The following is a 15,472-nucleotide window of genomic DNA, read 5'->3' as shown; positions in this document are numbered from 1 at the left end:
TTGAAATCTTATTCTTGACCCCCATTACGCTTCGGGGTTCTTGGTGTTGGCCATTCTTCTTTTTCACCCGATCTAGGATTTATGCCCAAAACGGCTTTTTCGCGTGATGTTTTTTCAGGGTCTTCACACGCCATATAGGTAAGAATAGCCGTTAAAATTGCATTATTGCGAACATCATCGAAAACGATTTTATCATATGTATCCAAGTTAGTATGCCATGTATAGTTCCAATAATCCCAACTTAGGGAGCTTAATGAAAAAGCAGGTGCACCGGCTGCAACAAAGGAAGCGTAATCTGAACCGCCACGACCTGGTGAACCTGGGAAGGTTGTTTTAATTTCATTTTTATACGTTTCAGGAACAGCCTCTAACCAACGCCCTAAGTAATCATAGGCATGAAGAAAACCTTGTCCAGATAAATTCACCACACGCCCCGTACCATTATCTTGATTGAAAACAGCTTGTACTCCTTCAACAATTTCTGGATGATCTTGTACAAACGAACTAGAACCGTTCAATCCTTGTTCTTCACTTCCCCAATGCCCAATTAAGATGGTTCGTTTAGGGTTAGGATATACTTTTTTAAGAATACGGGCCGCTTCTAACATGGTGATAGTTCCCGTACCATTATCGGTTGCACCTGTTGCGCCATCCCAAGAATCGAAATGTGCCGATAGAATTACATACTCATCGGGGAATTCTGTTCCTGGTATGGTAGCGATAGTATTGAACGTGGGTACTATACCTAGGTCTTTTGATTCAGCTACAATTTTTATTTGCGGATTGGCTCCATGTTCAACCATTCTGTATAACATACCATAATCTTCTAACGATATATCCACTACTGGAATCTTTTCTGTTCCTGCACTGAATATTTTATTCGCTCCAAACCCTTCAGACCATCTTGATTGGGCGATACCTACGGCACCTGATTTTTCAAAAGCAGCGTTGATATTTCTACTGGTATACCCCGTATTACTAATATTCTGACGCCAAATTTTCTCTAGTGAATCTCGTTCAGACTTCATTTTTTCAAAAGATTCTTTGGTTGCATACTTTTCCCAGTTCTCATCTGGTCGACCAGTAGGTTGTAACATGCTTACCATAACAATTTTACCCTTTACTGAAGGAAGCCATTTTACAAAGGCTAAAGAATCGGCGAAGTTTGGTAGTGTGATTAGTGGAGCCGTAACTCCTTTTTTACTAGTACTTGGATTCCAAGCTAATTGTGTTGCGTGAAGTGAAGCAATTCTAGGTGATACCATGTCAACATGGGTGATGCCACGTTGCCAACCTTTCCAAGTACCCCATTGTTGGTTTTCGGCAGATATGCCCCATTTTTCATAGGTGTTTACAGCCCAATCATGAGCAGATTTCATTTCTGGGGTTCCTACTAATCTTGGTCCGTTCAAGTCCAATACTTCATAGGCAAGTTGTTCAAGCTGTGAATTTTCATTGCCTTCTTTTTCAATGGCCTCAATAAGGTCTTTTTGGGTTTGAGCAGTAATTATTGAACTGCAAAGTAAAAGTGATACAGCTAAAAGAGATAGTAGTTTTTTCATTAGAATATGTGCTTTGGTTTGACTGTTCTAAAATAGTAATTATAAGAGGAAGAAAGGTGTTTGTAAATCACTAGATTTCTGTAAAAATTCTACCAAATTTTCATTAATCAGATAATCCCATCCGGCTTCGCCACTTTCTCTTTTAAATTCAGGAATATCTTTAGGGTAAGGTTTAAGAACTTGACTTTTGAGTCTTAAACGAGTGGTATTATTTTCTTCTGTCATTTCAAAGATTGATTCGCTTGTACCTGAACATTCTTCAAAGTTCCAAGTATAAGTGATTTTTTTAAATGGAATTACCTCCGTGACTTTCCAAATATGGGTAAAATATCGTTCTGTGCTATGTACTATAAATCGGGTTTCAAAACCTATTTCGGGTTTAAAATCGGGTATATTTTCAAAGTACCATTTACGCATTTGGATAACATTGGTCAATGCTTGCCATACTTCTTTCACTGCTGCATCTAAACTAATTTCAATTCGTATGGGTTTATTATCATCCATTTAGTCAAGCTTCTTGTCCAAAGCCAAAATAGTTTTCAATAATACATTGGCGCCGTTCGCCATATCGGAAGCAGAAGTAAATTCATTTGGAGAATGACTAATGCCACCTTTGCTCGGAACGAATATCATTCCCGTAGGTGCAATTAGTGCCATGTCTTGAGCATCATGACCAGCACCACTGGGCATAGACTTATAGCTTAGTCCAAGCGAATTGATACTTTTTTCTATCTCGTTCTGAATAGAAGCATCCATAATTGCAGGATCGGCTGTTGTATCCAAAGGGAAAAACTTAATTTCTACACTCGATGCTTTATTAATCTCTAAAGCGCGCTTTTCAATTTCTTGATATACTTTTTCAATAACTTCAGAAGAAAGATCACGTATCTCTAAACTTGTCGTAACCTTGCCCGGAATCACATTTGGCGCACCGGGCTCAGCTGAAATTCTACCTACAGTAGCAACTTGTGCACCGTCAAAGCTATTGGCAACTTCGTTTACGGCAATAATAAACTGTGATGCCGCTAAAAGCGCATCTTTTCGTGCATTCATTGGTGTTGTGCCAGCATGGTTGGCAAAACCATTAAATTCAACATCCCACCATTTTAGCCCTACAATACCTTCAACGATGCCAATTTCCAATTTTTCCTTTTCCAATGTTCCTCCCTGTTCAATATGCAGTTCAAGAAAAGCCGCGATGTCTCCTTTTTTACGGGCTACTTCGGCTATTTTTGTGGTGTCCCCACCTAAACGCATGATTCCTTCCGCTACCGTATATCCGGTAGCATTTTTTATGGGGAAGGCTGTTTTGCTTAAATGACCCGCCATGGCCCTACTACCCATTACTGCCCCTTCTTCATTGGAGAAAATAATGACTTCCAAAGGATGTTTTGTTTTTATTTTCTGCTCAGTTAACACTTTAAGTACTTCCAAAGCCGCCATAGAACCTACGCATCCGTCATAATTACCGCCATTAGGTACGCGGTCTATGTGAGATCCAAACGAAATGTTTTTTTTTGTTTTGCCACTTCCTTTTCTAATTCCAATTACATTACCTGCAACATCTATTTGGGTGTCCAATCCCATTTCATTAAGTTGAGAAATAACCCATTGCCGTGCGGCTATATCAGCATCACTAAAAGCTACGCGTTCTGTTTCACCATTCTCTTGAATTCCGAATTGTGCCAAATCCATGATTCGTTTTTCCAATCGGTCTTTATTAACGGTAAGTTGTGCTTTCAGTACAAATGAAGTTAGTATAAGGCTAAAAGTGAGTATGTGCTTTTTGAAATGATTCATGCTAAAATTAGTTACGTTCCAATTCTTTTTGGTTAAATATGCAATGCTTCATAGGTGCTATGTCTCGTAAAATGGCCAACGTATTTTCTACGGTCATCGTGCACATTTTGGTATAGGTAGTATTTGTTAAACTGCCCAAATGAGCGGTGATTAAAACATTATCTAATTGTAAAAGTGGGTCGTTGATATCGGGCGGTTCTTGAGCTAAAACATCTGCAGCGAAACCTGCTATTTTGTTATTTCGCAAAGCACCGTACAATTCTTTTTGGTCAATAATTCCACCTCTTGCGGTGTTCACTAATAAAGCATTGGATTTCATTTTTGAAAATGCCGAAGAATTTAATAGATTCTCTGTTTTCGGTGTCAAGGGGAGATGTAGACTAATACTATCTGAAGTACTTAAAAGTGTGTCAAAGTCTAAAAAAGGGTAGGGGACGGTTTCCTTATTAGCACTCCAATAGACAACTTTCATCCCCAAAGCTGTTGCAATTTTCGCGACCTTTTTTCCAATATTCCCCATGCCGATAATCCCTAAGGTTTTACCGTGACTTTCATCACCAACATAGGTGCCTCTATCTGTCCAACGGTTTTCTTTTACCATGGTAATGGCAGAATAAAGATTTCGCTGTAACATTAATAAAAGGGCGATGGTATGTTCTGCGATGGTATCGGCGTTCGAATTAGGGGCGTTTACTACTTTGATATTTCTTTTAGAAGCTTCAGATACATCAATATTATCCAATCCTACGCCACATCTAGAAATTACTTGTAAGTGGGTAAGTTTATCCATTAAATCGGCACGAACTTGACCTTTACCCCTTGTGATAATTCCATCGATTCTTTCCTTTGAAATATGATGCTGTTGCATTGTTTCATCAAAACCTTTCAAAATCTGAATATCCTCAGCAGCTTCCAATAGTTGCATTGCTTCATCAGCAACGGTTTCTAATAAAAGTATGTTCTTAGTCATTAGATTTATGATAAAGGGTGGCGTCTTTAGATTTGTAACCACGGAAATCATTTCTTCCGGAGACATAAATTCCATCCTTGAACAATTCATCCTTAAATATTTTTGGGTCAATGTAGGCTCCAGGAACAGAAGATAACTCTACCAAATTTCCTGATGGGTCACGCACGAACATTTGAATGGCACCATCAGGTAGTTGACGAACTTTCCCCCATGGTTTTATATCAATTACACCTAATTCCTTCATCCGAAAGAAAATGGTGTTGATGTCATCTACCTGTACACAGATATGACCTCTAAAAGAATAGGTGTCTTCCCATTCGGTCAAATGCAATTGCTGCTCTTCATTAAATTTAAAGAACGCCGTTGGGTAATCGAATAGAAATGCAGGTATAGCTTCTAAACCCAACTCTTCTTCATAAAATTTACAAGCTTCTTCTAAATTGCTAACTACGAGTGCTACGTGATTTATATGTACTGCTTTTGCCATAATTTATTGTTTAAAGTCTTTTACAAAATCCCAATTAGGAGTAAGTCCCAATCCTGGTTTTTCAGGAGCGGTGAGCATACCTTCCTTGTCCACGGTTATATTTTCTTTCACCAGATCGTACATCATTGGGTTACCGCCTAAAGAAAATTCAATAACGTTTGCAGAAGGTGATGCAAAGGCAACTGAGAGACCCGCCATAAATGAAAATGCAGACCCCCAACAATGCGGAGCCAGTTCTAACTGATAGGTATGTGCCAAATGCGATACACGCATTGCTTCGGTGATACCTCCTATAATTGCGCAATCTGGTTGTAATACATCCAGTGCGCGTTCTGCGATCAAATCGCGTACATCAAAAGCGGTGTATTCACTTTCGCCTGCCGCAATGGGTATAAATGTGTTGGCGCGTATTTCTGCGGTCCCTATTTTGTTATCGGGACTTATAGGTTCTTCGAACCAATACACGTTGCAATCTTCCACACCTTTGGCGAACTGTTTGGCTTCAGGCACACTAAAAGTACCGTGTGCATCGGTCATTAATTTAATATGGTCCGGTAATGCTTCTCGTGCAGCCTTAACACGCTTAATACTTTCGGCAACGGTTTGGTCCATAATGCCAACACGCATTTTTACGCCACTGAATCCTTTTGATGTGTAGCTTACTAATTGTTCGCCAATAGCTTCTGCTTTTGCCCAACCACCACTGGCATAAGCGGGCATTTTATCGCGACAGCTGCCACCTAATAAGTCAACTACCGGTGCGCTTAAGGCTTTTCCTTTAATATCCCATAAAGCGGTATCGATACCACTCATGGCAGAAATCGTTAATCCTCTTCTACCTAAAATCGGAAACTTGCGTCCACGAGACAGCGAGTAATGGTCTCTTGTTCCATTATAGATATGTTCCCAAATACGAGATATGTTTCTGGCATCTTTACCTATTAATTGTGGCTTTAGTTCATTTTCAATGCAGCTTACAATTGAAGTGCACGAACCTGATGAACCAACAGCTGCTTTAGCTTCTCCAAATCCTTGAAGTCCGGTATCTGTGGTAACTACGACCAAAGTCATATCGAAATTCGTCAATAGACCATAATCGGAAAAATGTTGTTTCTCTTTTGGGATAGGACAGCGTAACCAGAACGCTTCTATGTTGGTTATTTTCATTTAATAAGGTCTTTTAAGGTATCGATTGATTTTTTGGTCAGCATGGTATAAAATTCATCGGTAACCGCAGAACTACCATGGTCCTCTAAAAACTTCTTTTGTTCGGCAGTTAGTCCTTCAGGATTGGTTTCAATTGAATTCGGATACGGATTCGCAGGTGTACGGTCTAATGGTGCGCAAAATTCTACTGAGAGGACTTTATCATATTCAATTTCTTTTAACGTACCAATAATTTTGGGCCAGTTGAGGTGCCCCATGCCAGGTGCCATTCGATTATTATCGGCAACGTGGAAATTCACCAAACGTTTGCCGACTTTTTTCATGGTATTGAACATATTTTCCTCTTCCAAGTTCATATGAAAAGTATCTAGACAAACTCCGCAGTTTGGGCCAACTGCTTCTGCCAATGCCAAAGCTTGTTCGCCCCGGTTAATAAAATAGGTTTCAAATCTGTTAATCGGTTCAATGCCTATTTTCAGTCCATGGTCTTCTGTGTATTTGTAAATTTCTTGAATCCCTTCAACCGCCCATTCCCATTCTTCGTCTGGCCTTGCATCGGGCACTATTTTACCTACGGTTGCGGGAACTAATGAAATAACAGAACCGCCTAGTTCATACACCATTTTAGCTACGTCCTTCACATATTGAATGGACATTTTTCGTTGAGCTGGATCTTTGGCCAATAAATTTCGCTGCTCAAGCATAAGGGTAACAGATCCCCAGCACTTAATGCCATAGAGGTCTAAAAGTAATTGTGCCTTTTGAGTGTCATAGCTCTCTGGGGCACCCTGTATTTCTATATGAGTATAATCTAATTTCTTAATTCTATTAAGCGTGTGTTCTAAAGATTCTGCACGCATCCAATTATGTATGGCTAATTCCATTTGTAAGTACTATTGTTCTGTTATCCAATAAATTCTATTTTTCTATGGGAGCCATCGCAAAATGGTTTGTTTTCAGAAACACCACAACGACAAAAACCGGTAGTACCTTCTTTTGTGACAATTTCGCCAGAGGCCAATTGAATTTGTAGGTTACCTTTAATTTTTAACGGACCATTATTTGCAACAATAATATCTGTAGTGCATTGGTCTTTTATTTGATTTTCTTCCATTTTTTCGTTTTTCATGTAATAGGTTAGTGCTCCAGAAGGGCATGCATTTATTTGTGACTTTAAAGCTGATGTATCGGTACTTTCAGGTGTAATCCAAGGTCGCTTGTTTGGGTCATAAACTTTAGGAAGCATATGAACACACACTTTCGAATGGATGCACTTTTTCGGTTTCCAAACCACAACAAGTTCACCGTTGGTATATTCTTTTATAATTTCTTTCTCCATATTTTATGCATCTATGTTTATTCCTTTCAAAACCAGCTTTTTCCATTCTGGATGCCTTTTTAAATAGAGCGCAACAAAAGGGCACAAAGGAATCAATATTAAATTCTGTTTTTCAATTTTCTCCAAAACTTTAAGGATCAAGGCAGAACCAACACCTTTTCCTTCCATGGATTTTGGCACTTCAGTATGGGTTAAATATATTTTATCCTGGGCTTTTATATATTCTATGTAGACAGGGTAAACATCGAAATTGGCTTCATATCTTTTTTTTGACTCATTGTCTACTAAATTGAAATCCATTGCCATTAAAAATTTAGAAGTTTTAAGGTAGGGAAAAAATACTTCTTTTGATAGATAAAGGGATTATGAATTGTTAAAAATTATCAATTGGTTTTTGTGTAGTTGGTATGAAGTTTATTTGAAATATGACACGTAGGCTGTATATTTATTGCCACAAGAGATAACAAGAAATAAAAGGTGTAATAGAAAATTAATGAAGAAGGAATTAAATATAAATGAATGGAAAAGGGCTGGCCACTTCAATTTTTTTTCACAGTTCGATGAGCCATTTCATGGTGTTACGGTAAAAGTTAATTGCTCTAAAGCATATGAGTTTGCTAAAAAAACGGGCAACTCATTTTTCTTGGTTTACCTTCATAGAACATTAAAGGCTGCCAATAAAATTGATCCGTTTAAATATAGAATAGAAGATGGTAAAGTGTTTGAGTATGAATACGTTCACGCTTCACCAACTATTGGTAGAAATGATGGTACGTTCGGTTTTTCTTATATCGAATATAAAGAAGATTTTAAAGAATTTAGGGATGAAGCAAAATCTGTAATTGATGAGGTTAGACAGTCAAATGGGCTAGTGCTACCAACGTGCGGAGATAATGTAATACACTGTTCTAGTATGCCGTGGCTCGATTTCACATCGGTTTCTCATGCACGGCATTTCAAATTTGAAGATAGCTGTCCTAAGATTTCTTTCGGTAAGATGACTGGTGATGGCGAAAATAGAACAATGCCAGTCTCTATACATGTGCATCATGCCTTAATGGATGGGTTTGAAGTAGGGTTATTTGTAGAGGAATTTCAGATATTAATGTCAATGGATAATGAGGTATAGATTGTTGATGAAAGCTTTGATGAATTATTATTTCTCTAGTAATCTTTTTTATATTTATTCTAATGAAAGCATTAGAAGAACAACTTAAAAACCCGGTATGGTATTCCTTAATAGAAACCCATAAAAAATTTATTGAAGAATTTGACGGAGTTCAATTTTACAAAGCAGAGGTGTGCACCTTTGGTGCATTCTTCGATGAAACAAAAACAGCGAAAGCTTCAAATCAATATCTAAAAACTACGGATCATTTCTTTTTAGTTTCAGAGAAGCAAACACCTATTATAGATGATGATAAAGTCTTCTTAGAGAAGAAAGTTAATGGTTGTCAGATGGTTTTAAATGAACTGGCAGACGTTCAAATATCCGAAGACATTGTGCCTTTAGGTCAAGAATTTATCGAAGAAATCTATAATTTAATTTGGTTGGTAATGCCTGGTTATTATAGAAAAAGAACTTATGAAATGGGTAACTATTTTGGGATATTTAAAAATGGTAAATTGGTGTCAATAACTGGTCAACGAATGCAAACCAATCTGTTTATAGAAGTAAGCGCCGTTGTAACGCATCCTGATTATACGAGAAAAGGGTTGGCGAAACAGTTAATTGCGCATACTACAAAAGAAATTTTAAAAGAGAATAAGAAACCTATTTTACATACCAATAAAGGAAATCTTGCAATTCCGCTTTATGAGAAATTGGGTTTTGAAGTAACAAGAGATATGAATTGGTGGTTGTATCGTAAAAAATAGGATGACAAGTTCTATATATTGGCGGTTTTGTTGGTTATCAATGACCTTTAATGTATTGATGATAATTTCAATTATTCCAATGTTTATTTCCAAAGTTGAACGAACAATGGATAATTAGATGTTTTTAAAAACATTATGATTTACTTAGATTTCTTAATAATATTGGCTTCCAGAAATTTGTTGACCTCAAGCCAATGCATAAAGGAATCGAACCAACGGTTGCTTGTTCGATTAGGATTTCCTAGACCAAAACCGTGGCCGCCATTTTGGTAAAGGTGGAACTCAACTGGAATTCCTGCTTTGTACCAAGATTCAATTACCCCAAATTGTCCACGGAAAAGAAAATCATCCGTTGCAATAATGTTAAACATAGGTGGAGCACTATTTGGTACATCTACAGGACCCATACCGCCATAGATAGGACCAATAAAAGCCAACTTCATGGTCTTGGAATTTAGGGTTGAATGCATGGTAAGTCCTGCGCCGGCAGAGAATCCGATCATTCCAATTCTATTTATGTCTACTCCCCACTCATCAGCTCGGTCTATTATCATGGCATAGGCTGCTTCTGCATCCTCCAACTGATCAGATAGGTCACGTTGCTGAGTACTTGGTGGAGGTGTATTCTTTAAAGTATCCGAAGTATCGGAGGGTATTGGTCTTGGTCGATTCATCCAGGCCTTAAAATCTTCAAGGGATTCATCGGTGGGTTTAAGGCGGTATTTTAAAACAAATGCTGCAATACCTTGCTCAGCCAGTGCTTCCGCTACTTCCCAGCCTTCATTGCCCATGGAGAGCCACATAAAACCTCCTCCTGGTGTTACGATTACCGCTGTACCATTGGCCTTTTCAGGATTGGGTAAAAAAGGAGTTAGTGTTGCTTCGGTTATATTTCGAGCCATAGGGTCTCCCCATTGTCGAAACCAAGTCTCGGAAGAAGGCTGGTTTTCAACTCCACCTGTATTGAGTGGAATGGCCGTTGGTTCATCAGGGGCTGCAAGTGGATAGATTGTTCCGTCTTGTGCAATTGTTGCCGAGGTAAAAAAAAGGGCTGTGATAAAAATAAAGCTTTTGGAAAAGTTTAAAAGTGTGGCCGTCATGATAAAGTGTTTATACTACATTTAAATATATGTAATATATACATTACTTTGTTATTTATTTCATTCTATGATAGGTTGAAAATTTATTCTTTCCCATTAATTACCATTTAGAAGGCATAATTTCATTGAATCAGAAATTATTTTATTATCTAATTTGAATAAGTAATTACCTGGTAATAAACATTATATAAGTTTTTAAACGACTGTAAACGATAACAAACGATAGTAAGTGTTTAGAAACCGAATAATAATTGCTGTGTGTTTTAGGTTTGCAGTGTCAAGTCAACGCGGCTTGGTAGTATGAACTGTTTAACGATAAAATTATTTAAGATGAACGCACTAAAAAACAAAGTACAGTTGATTGGAAACTTGGGTCAGGACCCAGAAATTGTAAACTTAGAAGGTGGTACAAAATTGGCTAAATTTTCAATTGCCACAACCGATAGTTTCAAAAATGCAAAGGGTGAAAAAGTTGATGATACACAATGGCATAATATTGTAGCCTGGGGAAAGACTGCAGAGATTGTAGAGAATTATTTAACTAAAGGAAAACAAGTCGCTATCGAAGGTAAACTCACACACCGCTCATACGAAACTAAAGAAGGTGAGAAACGATATATCACTGAGATTAGGTGTAATGAGTTGTTGATGTTGGGTAAATAAAGAATACGTTTTTATCAGGAGGTACAACGAAGTGATCTGTTGGTTCGAAATACGAATACAACAGTTTGCTTCGTATTCTTCTAAAGACGTTTTCAAACACTATTTTTGCACCATATGACTTCAACAGTACAACAATTACTTCCTTTATTAAAAACCCATTTTGGTTATGATTCCTTTAAACCGAATCAATTACCTATTATTGAGGATGCTTTAAACAAAAAAGATGTGTTGGCAATTATGCCGACAGGAGGGGGTAAATCGCTTTGTTATCAGTTGACGGCTTTAGCTTTAGAGGGTACGGCAATTGTAATTTCACCACTAATTGCTTTAATGAAGGATCAGGTTGATGTATTACAGGCCAATGGTATCGCTGCTGCATATTACAATAGTTCTCAATCGGAAGAAACTAGACAGGTAATTTTGCAAAAATTAGAAAAGGACGAATTGAAACTGTTTTATGTTGCTCCTGAAAGCCTAGGTTTCTTTGATTCTATATTAGAAAAATTAAAGATTAGTTTATTTGCGGTAGATGAAGCTCATTGTATTTCGTCTTGGGGTCATGATTTCAGACCTGCCTATACCCAGTTGGGTAGTTTAAAAAAACGTTTTCCGAATATTCCGGTCATGGCACTTACGGCAACGGCTGATAGAACTACACAAGATGATATTGCCGACCAATTAAAAATTCCGAATGCAGAACGACATTTGGCGTCGTTTAATAGGCCTAATTTATATTTAGATGTCAAACCTGCGCAAGACCGAATTAAGCATATACTCGATTTTTTAGATGACCGCCCAAACGAAAGCGGAATCATCTATTGTTTAAGCCGAAAAAGTACTGAAGCTATTGCTCAAAAATTACAAAAGGCCGGATTTAAAGCCAAGGCTTATCATGCTGGTTTGTCATCAGAAGAACGGTCTAAGGTACAAGAAGAATTTATTACAGATAGAGTTCCCATAATTGCTGCAACAATTGCTTTTGGTATGGGAATAGATAAGAGTAATGTACGTTGGGTTATACATTATAACCTTCCGAAAAATATTGAGGGTTATTATCAAGAAATAGGTCGTGGTGGCCGTGACGGACTCCCTGCCCATGCCTTGCTTTTTTACAGTTTTGCAGATGTAGCTCAGCTACGCCGTTTTATCAATCAAAGTGAAAATGCAGATGTAGAATATGCTAAATTAGAACGAATGCAGCAATTTGCGGAGGCACTGAGTTGCCGCCGTATAGCATTGTTAAACTACTTTGGAGAGCAAGGGACCAAAGGATGTGGGAATTGCGATATCTGTTCAAGCCCACCAGCATATTTTGATGCTACGTTATTGGCGCAGAAAGTATGCTCTGGCGTTGCACGATTGCGAGAACGTGAACCTATGGGTATGGTCATAGATGTTTTACGGGGAGCACAGAATGTTCAGGTATTAGAGCGAGGATATCAGAATATTAAAACCTATGGCGCTATTAAAGATGTTTCGTGGTTAGACTTACAACAGTATGTTATTCAGTTATTGAACCAAGGTGTATTGGATATTAATTTTAGGGAAGGCGCTCGATTAGGTTTAACACCATTAGCAAAAGAGGTGCTGTTTTCAAATAAAAAAATTCAGTTGGCAATCTTGCAAACGGAAAAAGAAAAGAAGAAAAGTACAGCTAAGGCGAAGACTTCAAAAACAGGACTGTTCGAAAAACTTCGGCTTTTAAGGCAGCGAATTGCCGAGGATCAAGGTGTGCCCGCTTATGTTGTTTTTGGTGATGCCAGTTTAAAGGATATGGAACTCAAATTGCCGAAAAATCAAAAAGAATTCATGGAGGTTTCTGGTGTAGGGCAAGCTAAATTAGAAAAGTACGCCGAAATATTTATTAAGGAAATTGCCAAACACGCTCCTACTAAAAAATCAAAAAAAGCAACGCACCAGCAAACCTTCGATTTATTCTCTGAAGGGTTAACAGTTTCTGAAATTGCAACAGCAAGAAACCTTTCTGAGAATACAATTTACGGTCACCTCATGAAAAAACATGCCGAAGGTGAGGAGCTAGATTTGAATCAATTTGTTAGTGCTAAAGAAGTCTCACAAATAGAAATTGCTAAATCTGAATTGGTCGAAGCAAACGGACTAAAAGATTATTTTGAATTTTTTGAAGAACAAATGCCTTATTGGAAAATAAAATTAGGATTATATTTGTTGGATGCTTAGATACGTTTTTTAAGCATCCAATATTTATAATTTTCTCTTCAATTGCTAATCACAATCAATCATCAATTGAAGAGAAAAGCATTTGTTTAAACTTCCAGCTAGTATTATCGTCTATAGGACCTTGGGTTTGTTTCATTAATATACCAATTACATCTTCTTTTGGGTCGGCAAAATATTGGGTATTAAAATAACCGCCCCATTCAAAGGTTCCGGTACTTCCTAAACCGCCAGCAATTTCACCTTTTTCATTTACTATTGAGAACGCTAGTCCGTGGTTTTTTGGACCATCCCAAATAGCTCCAATTTGATTGCCCAAAATGCTTCTTACCGTAGTTCTACTCAAAAGTCGTACTCCATTCAATTCACCCTCGTTCAAATACATTTGTAAGAATGTAGCGTAGTCTTTAGCTGTACTCGAAAGGCCGGCACCACCAGAAAAGAAAGTTTTTGCCCCTTTAATTGGATAGTCTGTGTCGTAAAAGGTGACAGGGTATTTTACCCATTTTTCATTTTCTTTTTTTTGCACTGCTACCAATCTATTATAGTTTTCTTTCGGTTGGTAGAACCAAGTATCTTTCATGTTCAATGGTTCGAAGATTCTTGTTTTTAGAAACTCATCGAAGGATACACCAGAAATAACTTCGATAAAATATCCTAAAACATCTAATCCTTCGCTATAGGTAAAAGCTTCACCTGGTTCATGATGTAAGGGTAAGGCAGCCAATTTTTTAACACTTTCTGCAATGGTGATTTTTTCTGTTGTGAATAAATCGGTAATTCCTGCTTTTGCATATATTTTCTTAAATCGTTCATCTCCATCAATCACTCCATAGCCAATACCTGAAGTATGGGTTAACAAATCTCTAATCGTTATTTGATTTTCAGCAGGTTTAGTAGTGTAAGTTCCGTCAGCTTCATTAAAAGTAACTAGTATTTGTGCTTCACCAAATTCAGGAATGTATTTGGAAATATTGTCATCTAACTGAAACTTTCCCTCTTCCCACAGCATCATCACTGCTGTTGATGTTATCGCTTTTGTCTGGGAAGCTATTCTAAAAATGGCATCTTTTTCTAATGGTATTTTCTTTTCTGCATTTGCCAATCCATAGGATTTATGAAATACAATTTTTCCTTTGCGTGCGATTAAGGCAACAGCCCCAGGAATATTGCCATTAGTAACTTCTGCTGAAATCATAGCGTCAATTTTTGAAAGACGTTCTGTTGATATCCCTACTTCTTTTGCACTTGCTTCAACAAGTGTAGGAGATTTAATTTCAGACGGTGTTTGTGATAGGCTAATAATTGTAAAGAGAAGACAGGATAAGCGAATTAACAATTTCATTGGTTTGGATTTTAGGTATTAGACTAAAGTACTGAAAGTTTAACAAAACATCAATGAAAAATTAATCCTTAAAAAATAGGACTTTTTAATTTAGAAATTGATGGTAATACCCATTTGACCCGGACCAAAATTTAAGTTCCAACTTACCAATTTTTGTTGGCTGTTATATTTCTCGTCATGTTTTTTTGTCTAGATATCTATCTATTGATTCGACAGTAGCAATACTTATTGCGAATGCAAAAACCATATTGCTTAACCAATGTTGACCATCCCAAACTCTCGATATACCGGGAATAACACCCACGGTGTAAATACTTGCTTTTACCCATGGATTTTTAAATTGTTTTGCAATAGCATATGCATTGGTGAAAGCCAACAGAGCATGCCCCGATGGAAAAGAATGAAAGTTTCTACTGGAATTAAAAGGGTCAAAGGTTTCCTTGCCTAAGTTAGCTAAAGGTCTTGCCCTACCTAGAACCGATTTTAGCACTTGTTGTAAAAGTCCGGCCGAGGTGGCCTATGAAATCAATAGTACTTCTGTTCTTCTTAGTTTTTCATTTTTAGTGATCAATCCAGCAAAATATACACCAGATGTTGCTATATAATTATTTTCAGGACTTCCATAAATCTCTCCATAATCACGTAAGAATTTTGGAACACCTTCCCTGTTGTTTCGTATAAACCTTGATGTGTCATCATCAGATAGATATACTAAACCAGTCCCACCAATAACAGCGCCAAATTGTGCCCATTGCTGAACTTGCCAATGAAACGGTCTTGCATAAGAATAACCCACACCTTTGAAGATATTGCCAACATCAGAGGTAAACATATTCCATCGTGTTTGTGTTGAATCTGTAGCTACATTTTGGGCACATAATGTTGAGCTATAAATTAGAACAAAGAGTATAACTAATTTTTTTCATACCTTAAATTTAAGCGCCTGGGGAATTTGAAAATAACTT

The 15,472-nt window shown here is 37.5% G+C and carries 17 protein-coding genes; 4 read left to right on the top strand and 13 right to left on the bottom strand.

Features of this window, described 5'->3' with window-relative positions:
* Positions 1 to 8 precede the first annotated feature (8 nt).
* Genes AACZ49_RS13575 through AACZ49_RS13535 form a run of 9 tightly spaced genes read right to left on the bottom strand, consistent with a single transcriptional unit; the run spans position 9 to position 7,625 of the window.
* On the bottom strand, positions 9 to 1,562 hold the full coding sequence (locus tag AACZ49_RS13575) for a M20/M25/M40 family metallo-hydrolase (protein WP_339655876.1): 1,554 nt from the start codon (positions 1,560 to 1,562) through the stop codon (positions 9 to 11).
* 39 nt (positions 1,563 to 1,601) lie between these two features.
* Complete coding sequence (locus tag AACZ49_RS13570; protein ID WP_339655873.1) at positions 1,602 to 2,066, bottom strand: SRPBCC domain-containing protein; 465 nt, start codon at positions 2,064 to 2,066, stop codon at positions 1,602 to 1,604.
* Positions 2,067 to 3,362, bottom strand: a complete 1,296-nt coding sequence (locus tag AACZ49_RS13565; protein WP_339655870.1) for a Zn-dependent hydrolase — start codon at positions 3,360 to 3,362, stop codon at positions 2,067 to 2,069.
* Between the two features lie 7 nt (positions 3,363 to 3,369).
* Positions 3,370 to 4,332 carry a hydroxyacid dehydrogenase gene (locus tag AACZ49_RS13560; RefSeq protein WP_339655869.1) on the bottom strand — a complete coding sequence of 321 codons (963 nt, stop codon included), beginning with the start codon at positions 4,330 to 4,332 and terminating at the stop codon, positions 3,370 to 3,372.
* Positions 4,325 to 4,819, bottom strand: a complete 495-nt coding sequence (locus tag AACZ49_RS13555) for a VOC family protein (RefSeq protein WP_339655867.1) — start codon at positions 4,817 to 4,819, stop codon at positions 4,325 to 4,327. The genes AACZ49_RS13560 and AACZ49_RS13555 overlap by 8 nt, the downstream gene beginning before the upstream one ends.
* Before the next feature lie 3 nt (positions 4,820 to 4,822).
* Positions 4,823 to 5,986, bottom strand: coding sequence for a mandelate racemase/muconate lactonizing enzyme family protein (locus tag AACZ49_RS13550; protein ID WP_339655864.1), 1,164 nt, complete (start codon positions 5,984 to 5,986; stop codon positions 4,823 to 4,825).
* Positions 5,983 to 6,870, bottom strand: coding sequence for a sugar phosphate isomerase/epimerase (locus AACZ49_RS13545; protein WP_339655861.1), 888 nt, complete (start codon positions 6,868 to 6,870; stop codon positions 5,983 to 5,985). The genes AACZ49_RS13550 and AACZ49_RS13545 overlap by 4 nt, the downstream gene beginning before the upstream one ends.
* Before the next feature lie 20 nt (positions 6,871 to 6,890).
* Positions 6,891 to 7,325, bottom strand: a complete 435-nt coding sequence (locus tag AACZ49_RS13540; protein WP_339655858.1) for a (4Fe-4S)-binding protein — start codon at positions 7,323 to 7,325, stop codon at positions 6,891 to 6,893.
* Between the two features lie 3 nt (positions 7,326 to 7,328).
* On the bottom strand, positions 7,329 to 7,625 hold the full coding sequence (locus AACZ49_RS13535) for a GNAT family N-acetyltransferase (RefSeq protein ID WP_339655855.1): 297 nt from the start codon (positions 7,623 to 7,625) through the stop codon (positions 7,329 to 7,331).
* Between the two features lie 193 nt (positions 7,626 to 7,818).
* On the opposite strand from AACZ49_RS13535, the gene AACZ49_RS13530 reads away from it, so the two are divergent.
* Both AACZ49_RS13530 and AACZ49_RS13525 read left to right on the top strand, forming a co-directional pair.
* Positions 7,819 to 8,454, top strand: coding sequence for a chloramphenicol acetyltransferase (locus tag AACZ49_RS13530; protein ID WP_339655852.1), 636 nt, complete (start codon positions 7,819 to 7,821; stop codon positions 8,452 to 8,454).
* A gap of 62 nt (positions 8,455 to 8,516) precedes the next feature.
* Positions 8,517 to 9,203, top strand: coding sequence for a GNAT family N-acetyltransferase (locus tag AACZ49_RS13525; protein ID WP_339655850.1), 687 nt, complete (start codon positions 8,517 to 8,519; stop codon positions 9,201 to 9,203).
* Positions 9,204 to 9,343: 140 nt separating this feature from the next.
* Here the strand turns inward: AACZ49_RS13525 and AACZ49_RS13520 are convergent, their stop codons facing one another.
* Positions 9,344 to 10,303 (bottom strand): alpha/beta hydrolase, encoded by a 960-nt coding sequence (locus AACZ49_RS13520; protein ID WP_339655847.1) that lies wholly within the window; start codon positions 10,301 to 10,303, stop codon positions 9,344 to 9,346.
* Positions 10,304 to 10,633: 330 nt separating this feature from the next.
* Between AACZ49_RS13520 and ssb the strand changes: the two genes are divergently transcribed.
* Positions 10,634 to 10,966: a single-stranded DNA-binding protein gene (gene ssb, locus AACZ49_RS13515; protein WP_091624045.1), complete on the top strand. Its 333-nt coding sequence runs from the start codon at positions 10,634 to 10,636 to the stop codon at positions 10,964 to 10,966.
* 114 nt (positions 10,967 to 11,080) lie between these two features.
* Positions 11,081 to 13,165 (top strand): DNA helicase RecQ, encoded by a 2,085-nt coding sequence (gene recQ / locus AACZ49_RS13510; RefSeq protein ID WP_339655845.1) that lies wholly within the window; start codon positions 11,081 to 11,083, stop codon positions 13,163 to 13,165.
* A 55-nt stretch (positions 13,166 to 13,220) separates the two neighbouring features.
* On the opposite strand, the gene AACZ49_RS13505 is transcribed toward recQ, so the two are convergent.
* The 3 genes from AACZ49_RS13505 to AACZ49_RS13495 form a co-directional block, all read right to left on the bottom strand.
* Entirely contained in the window at positions 13,221 to 14,507 is a 1,287-nt protein-coding gene (locus AACZ49_RS13505; protein WP_339655843.1) for a serine hydrolase domain-containing protein, read from the bottom strand.
* Between the two features lie 175 nt (positions 14,508 to 14,682).
* On the bottom strand, positions 14,683 to 14,997 hold the full coding sequence (locus AACZ49_RS13500; RefSeq protein WP_339655841.1) for a phosphatase PAP2 family protein: 315 nt from the start codon (positions 14,995 to 14,997) through the stop codon (positions 14,683 to 14,685).
* 27 nt (positions 14,998 to 15,024) lie between these two features.
* On the bottom strand, positions 15,025 to 15,339 hold the full coding sequence (locus tag AACZ49_RS13495; RefSeq protein WP_339655839.1) for a hypothetical protein: 315 nt from the start codon (positions 15,337 to 15,339) through the stop codon (positions 15,025 to 15,027).
* Positions 15,340 to 15,472 lie beyond the last annotated feature (133 nt).

Source organism: uncultured Maribacter sp. (assembly GCF_963975365.1).
Taxonomy (GTDB): Bacteria; Bacteroidota; Bacteroidia; order Flavobacteriales; family Flavobacteriaceae; genus Maribacter.
The sequence above is the reverse complement of the archived record's forward strand: the minus strand, read 5'-3'. Positions and strand labels throughout refer to the sequence as shown.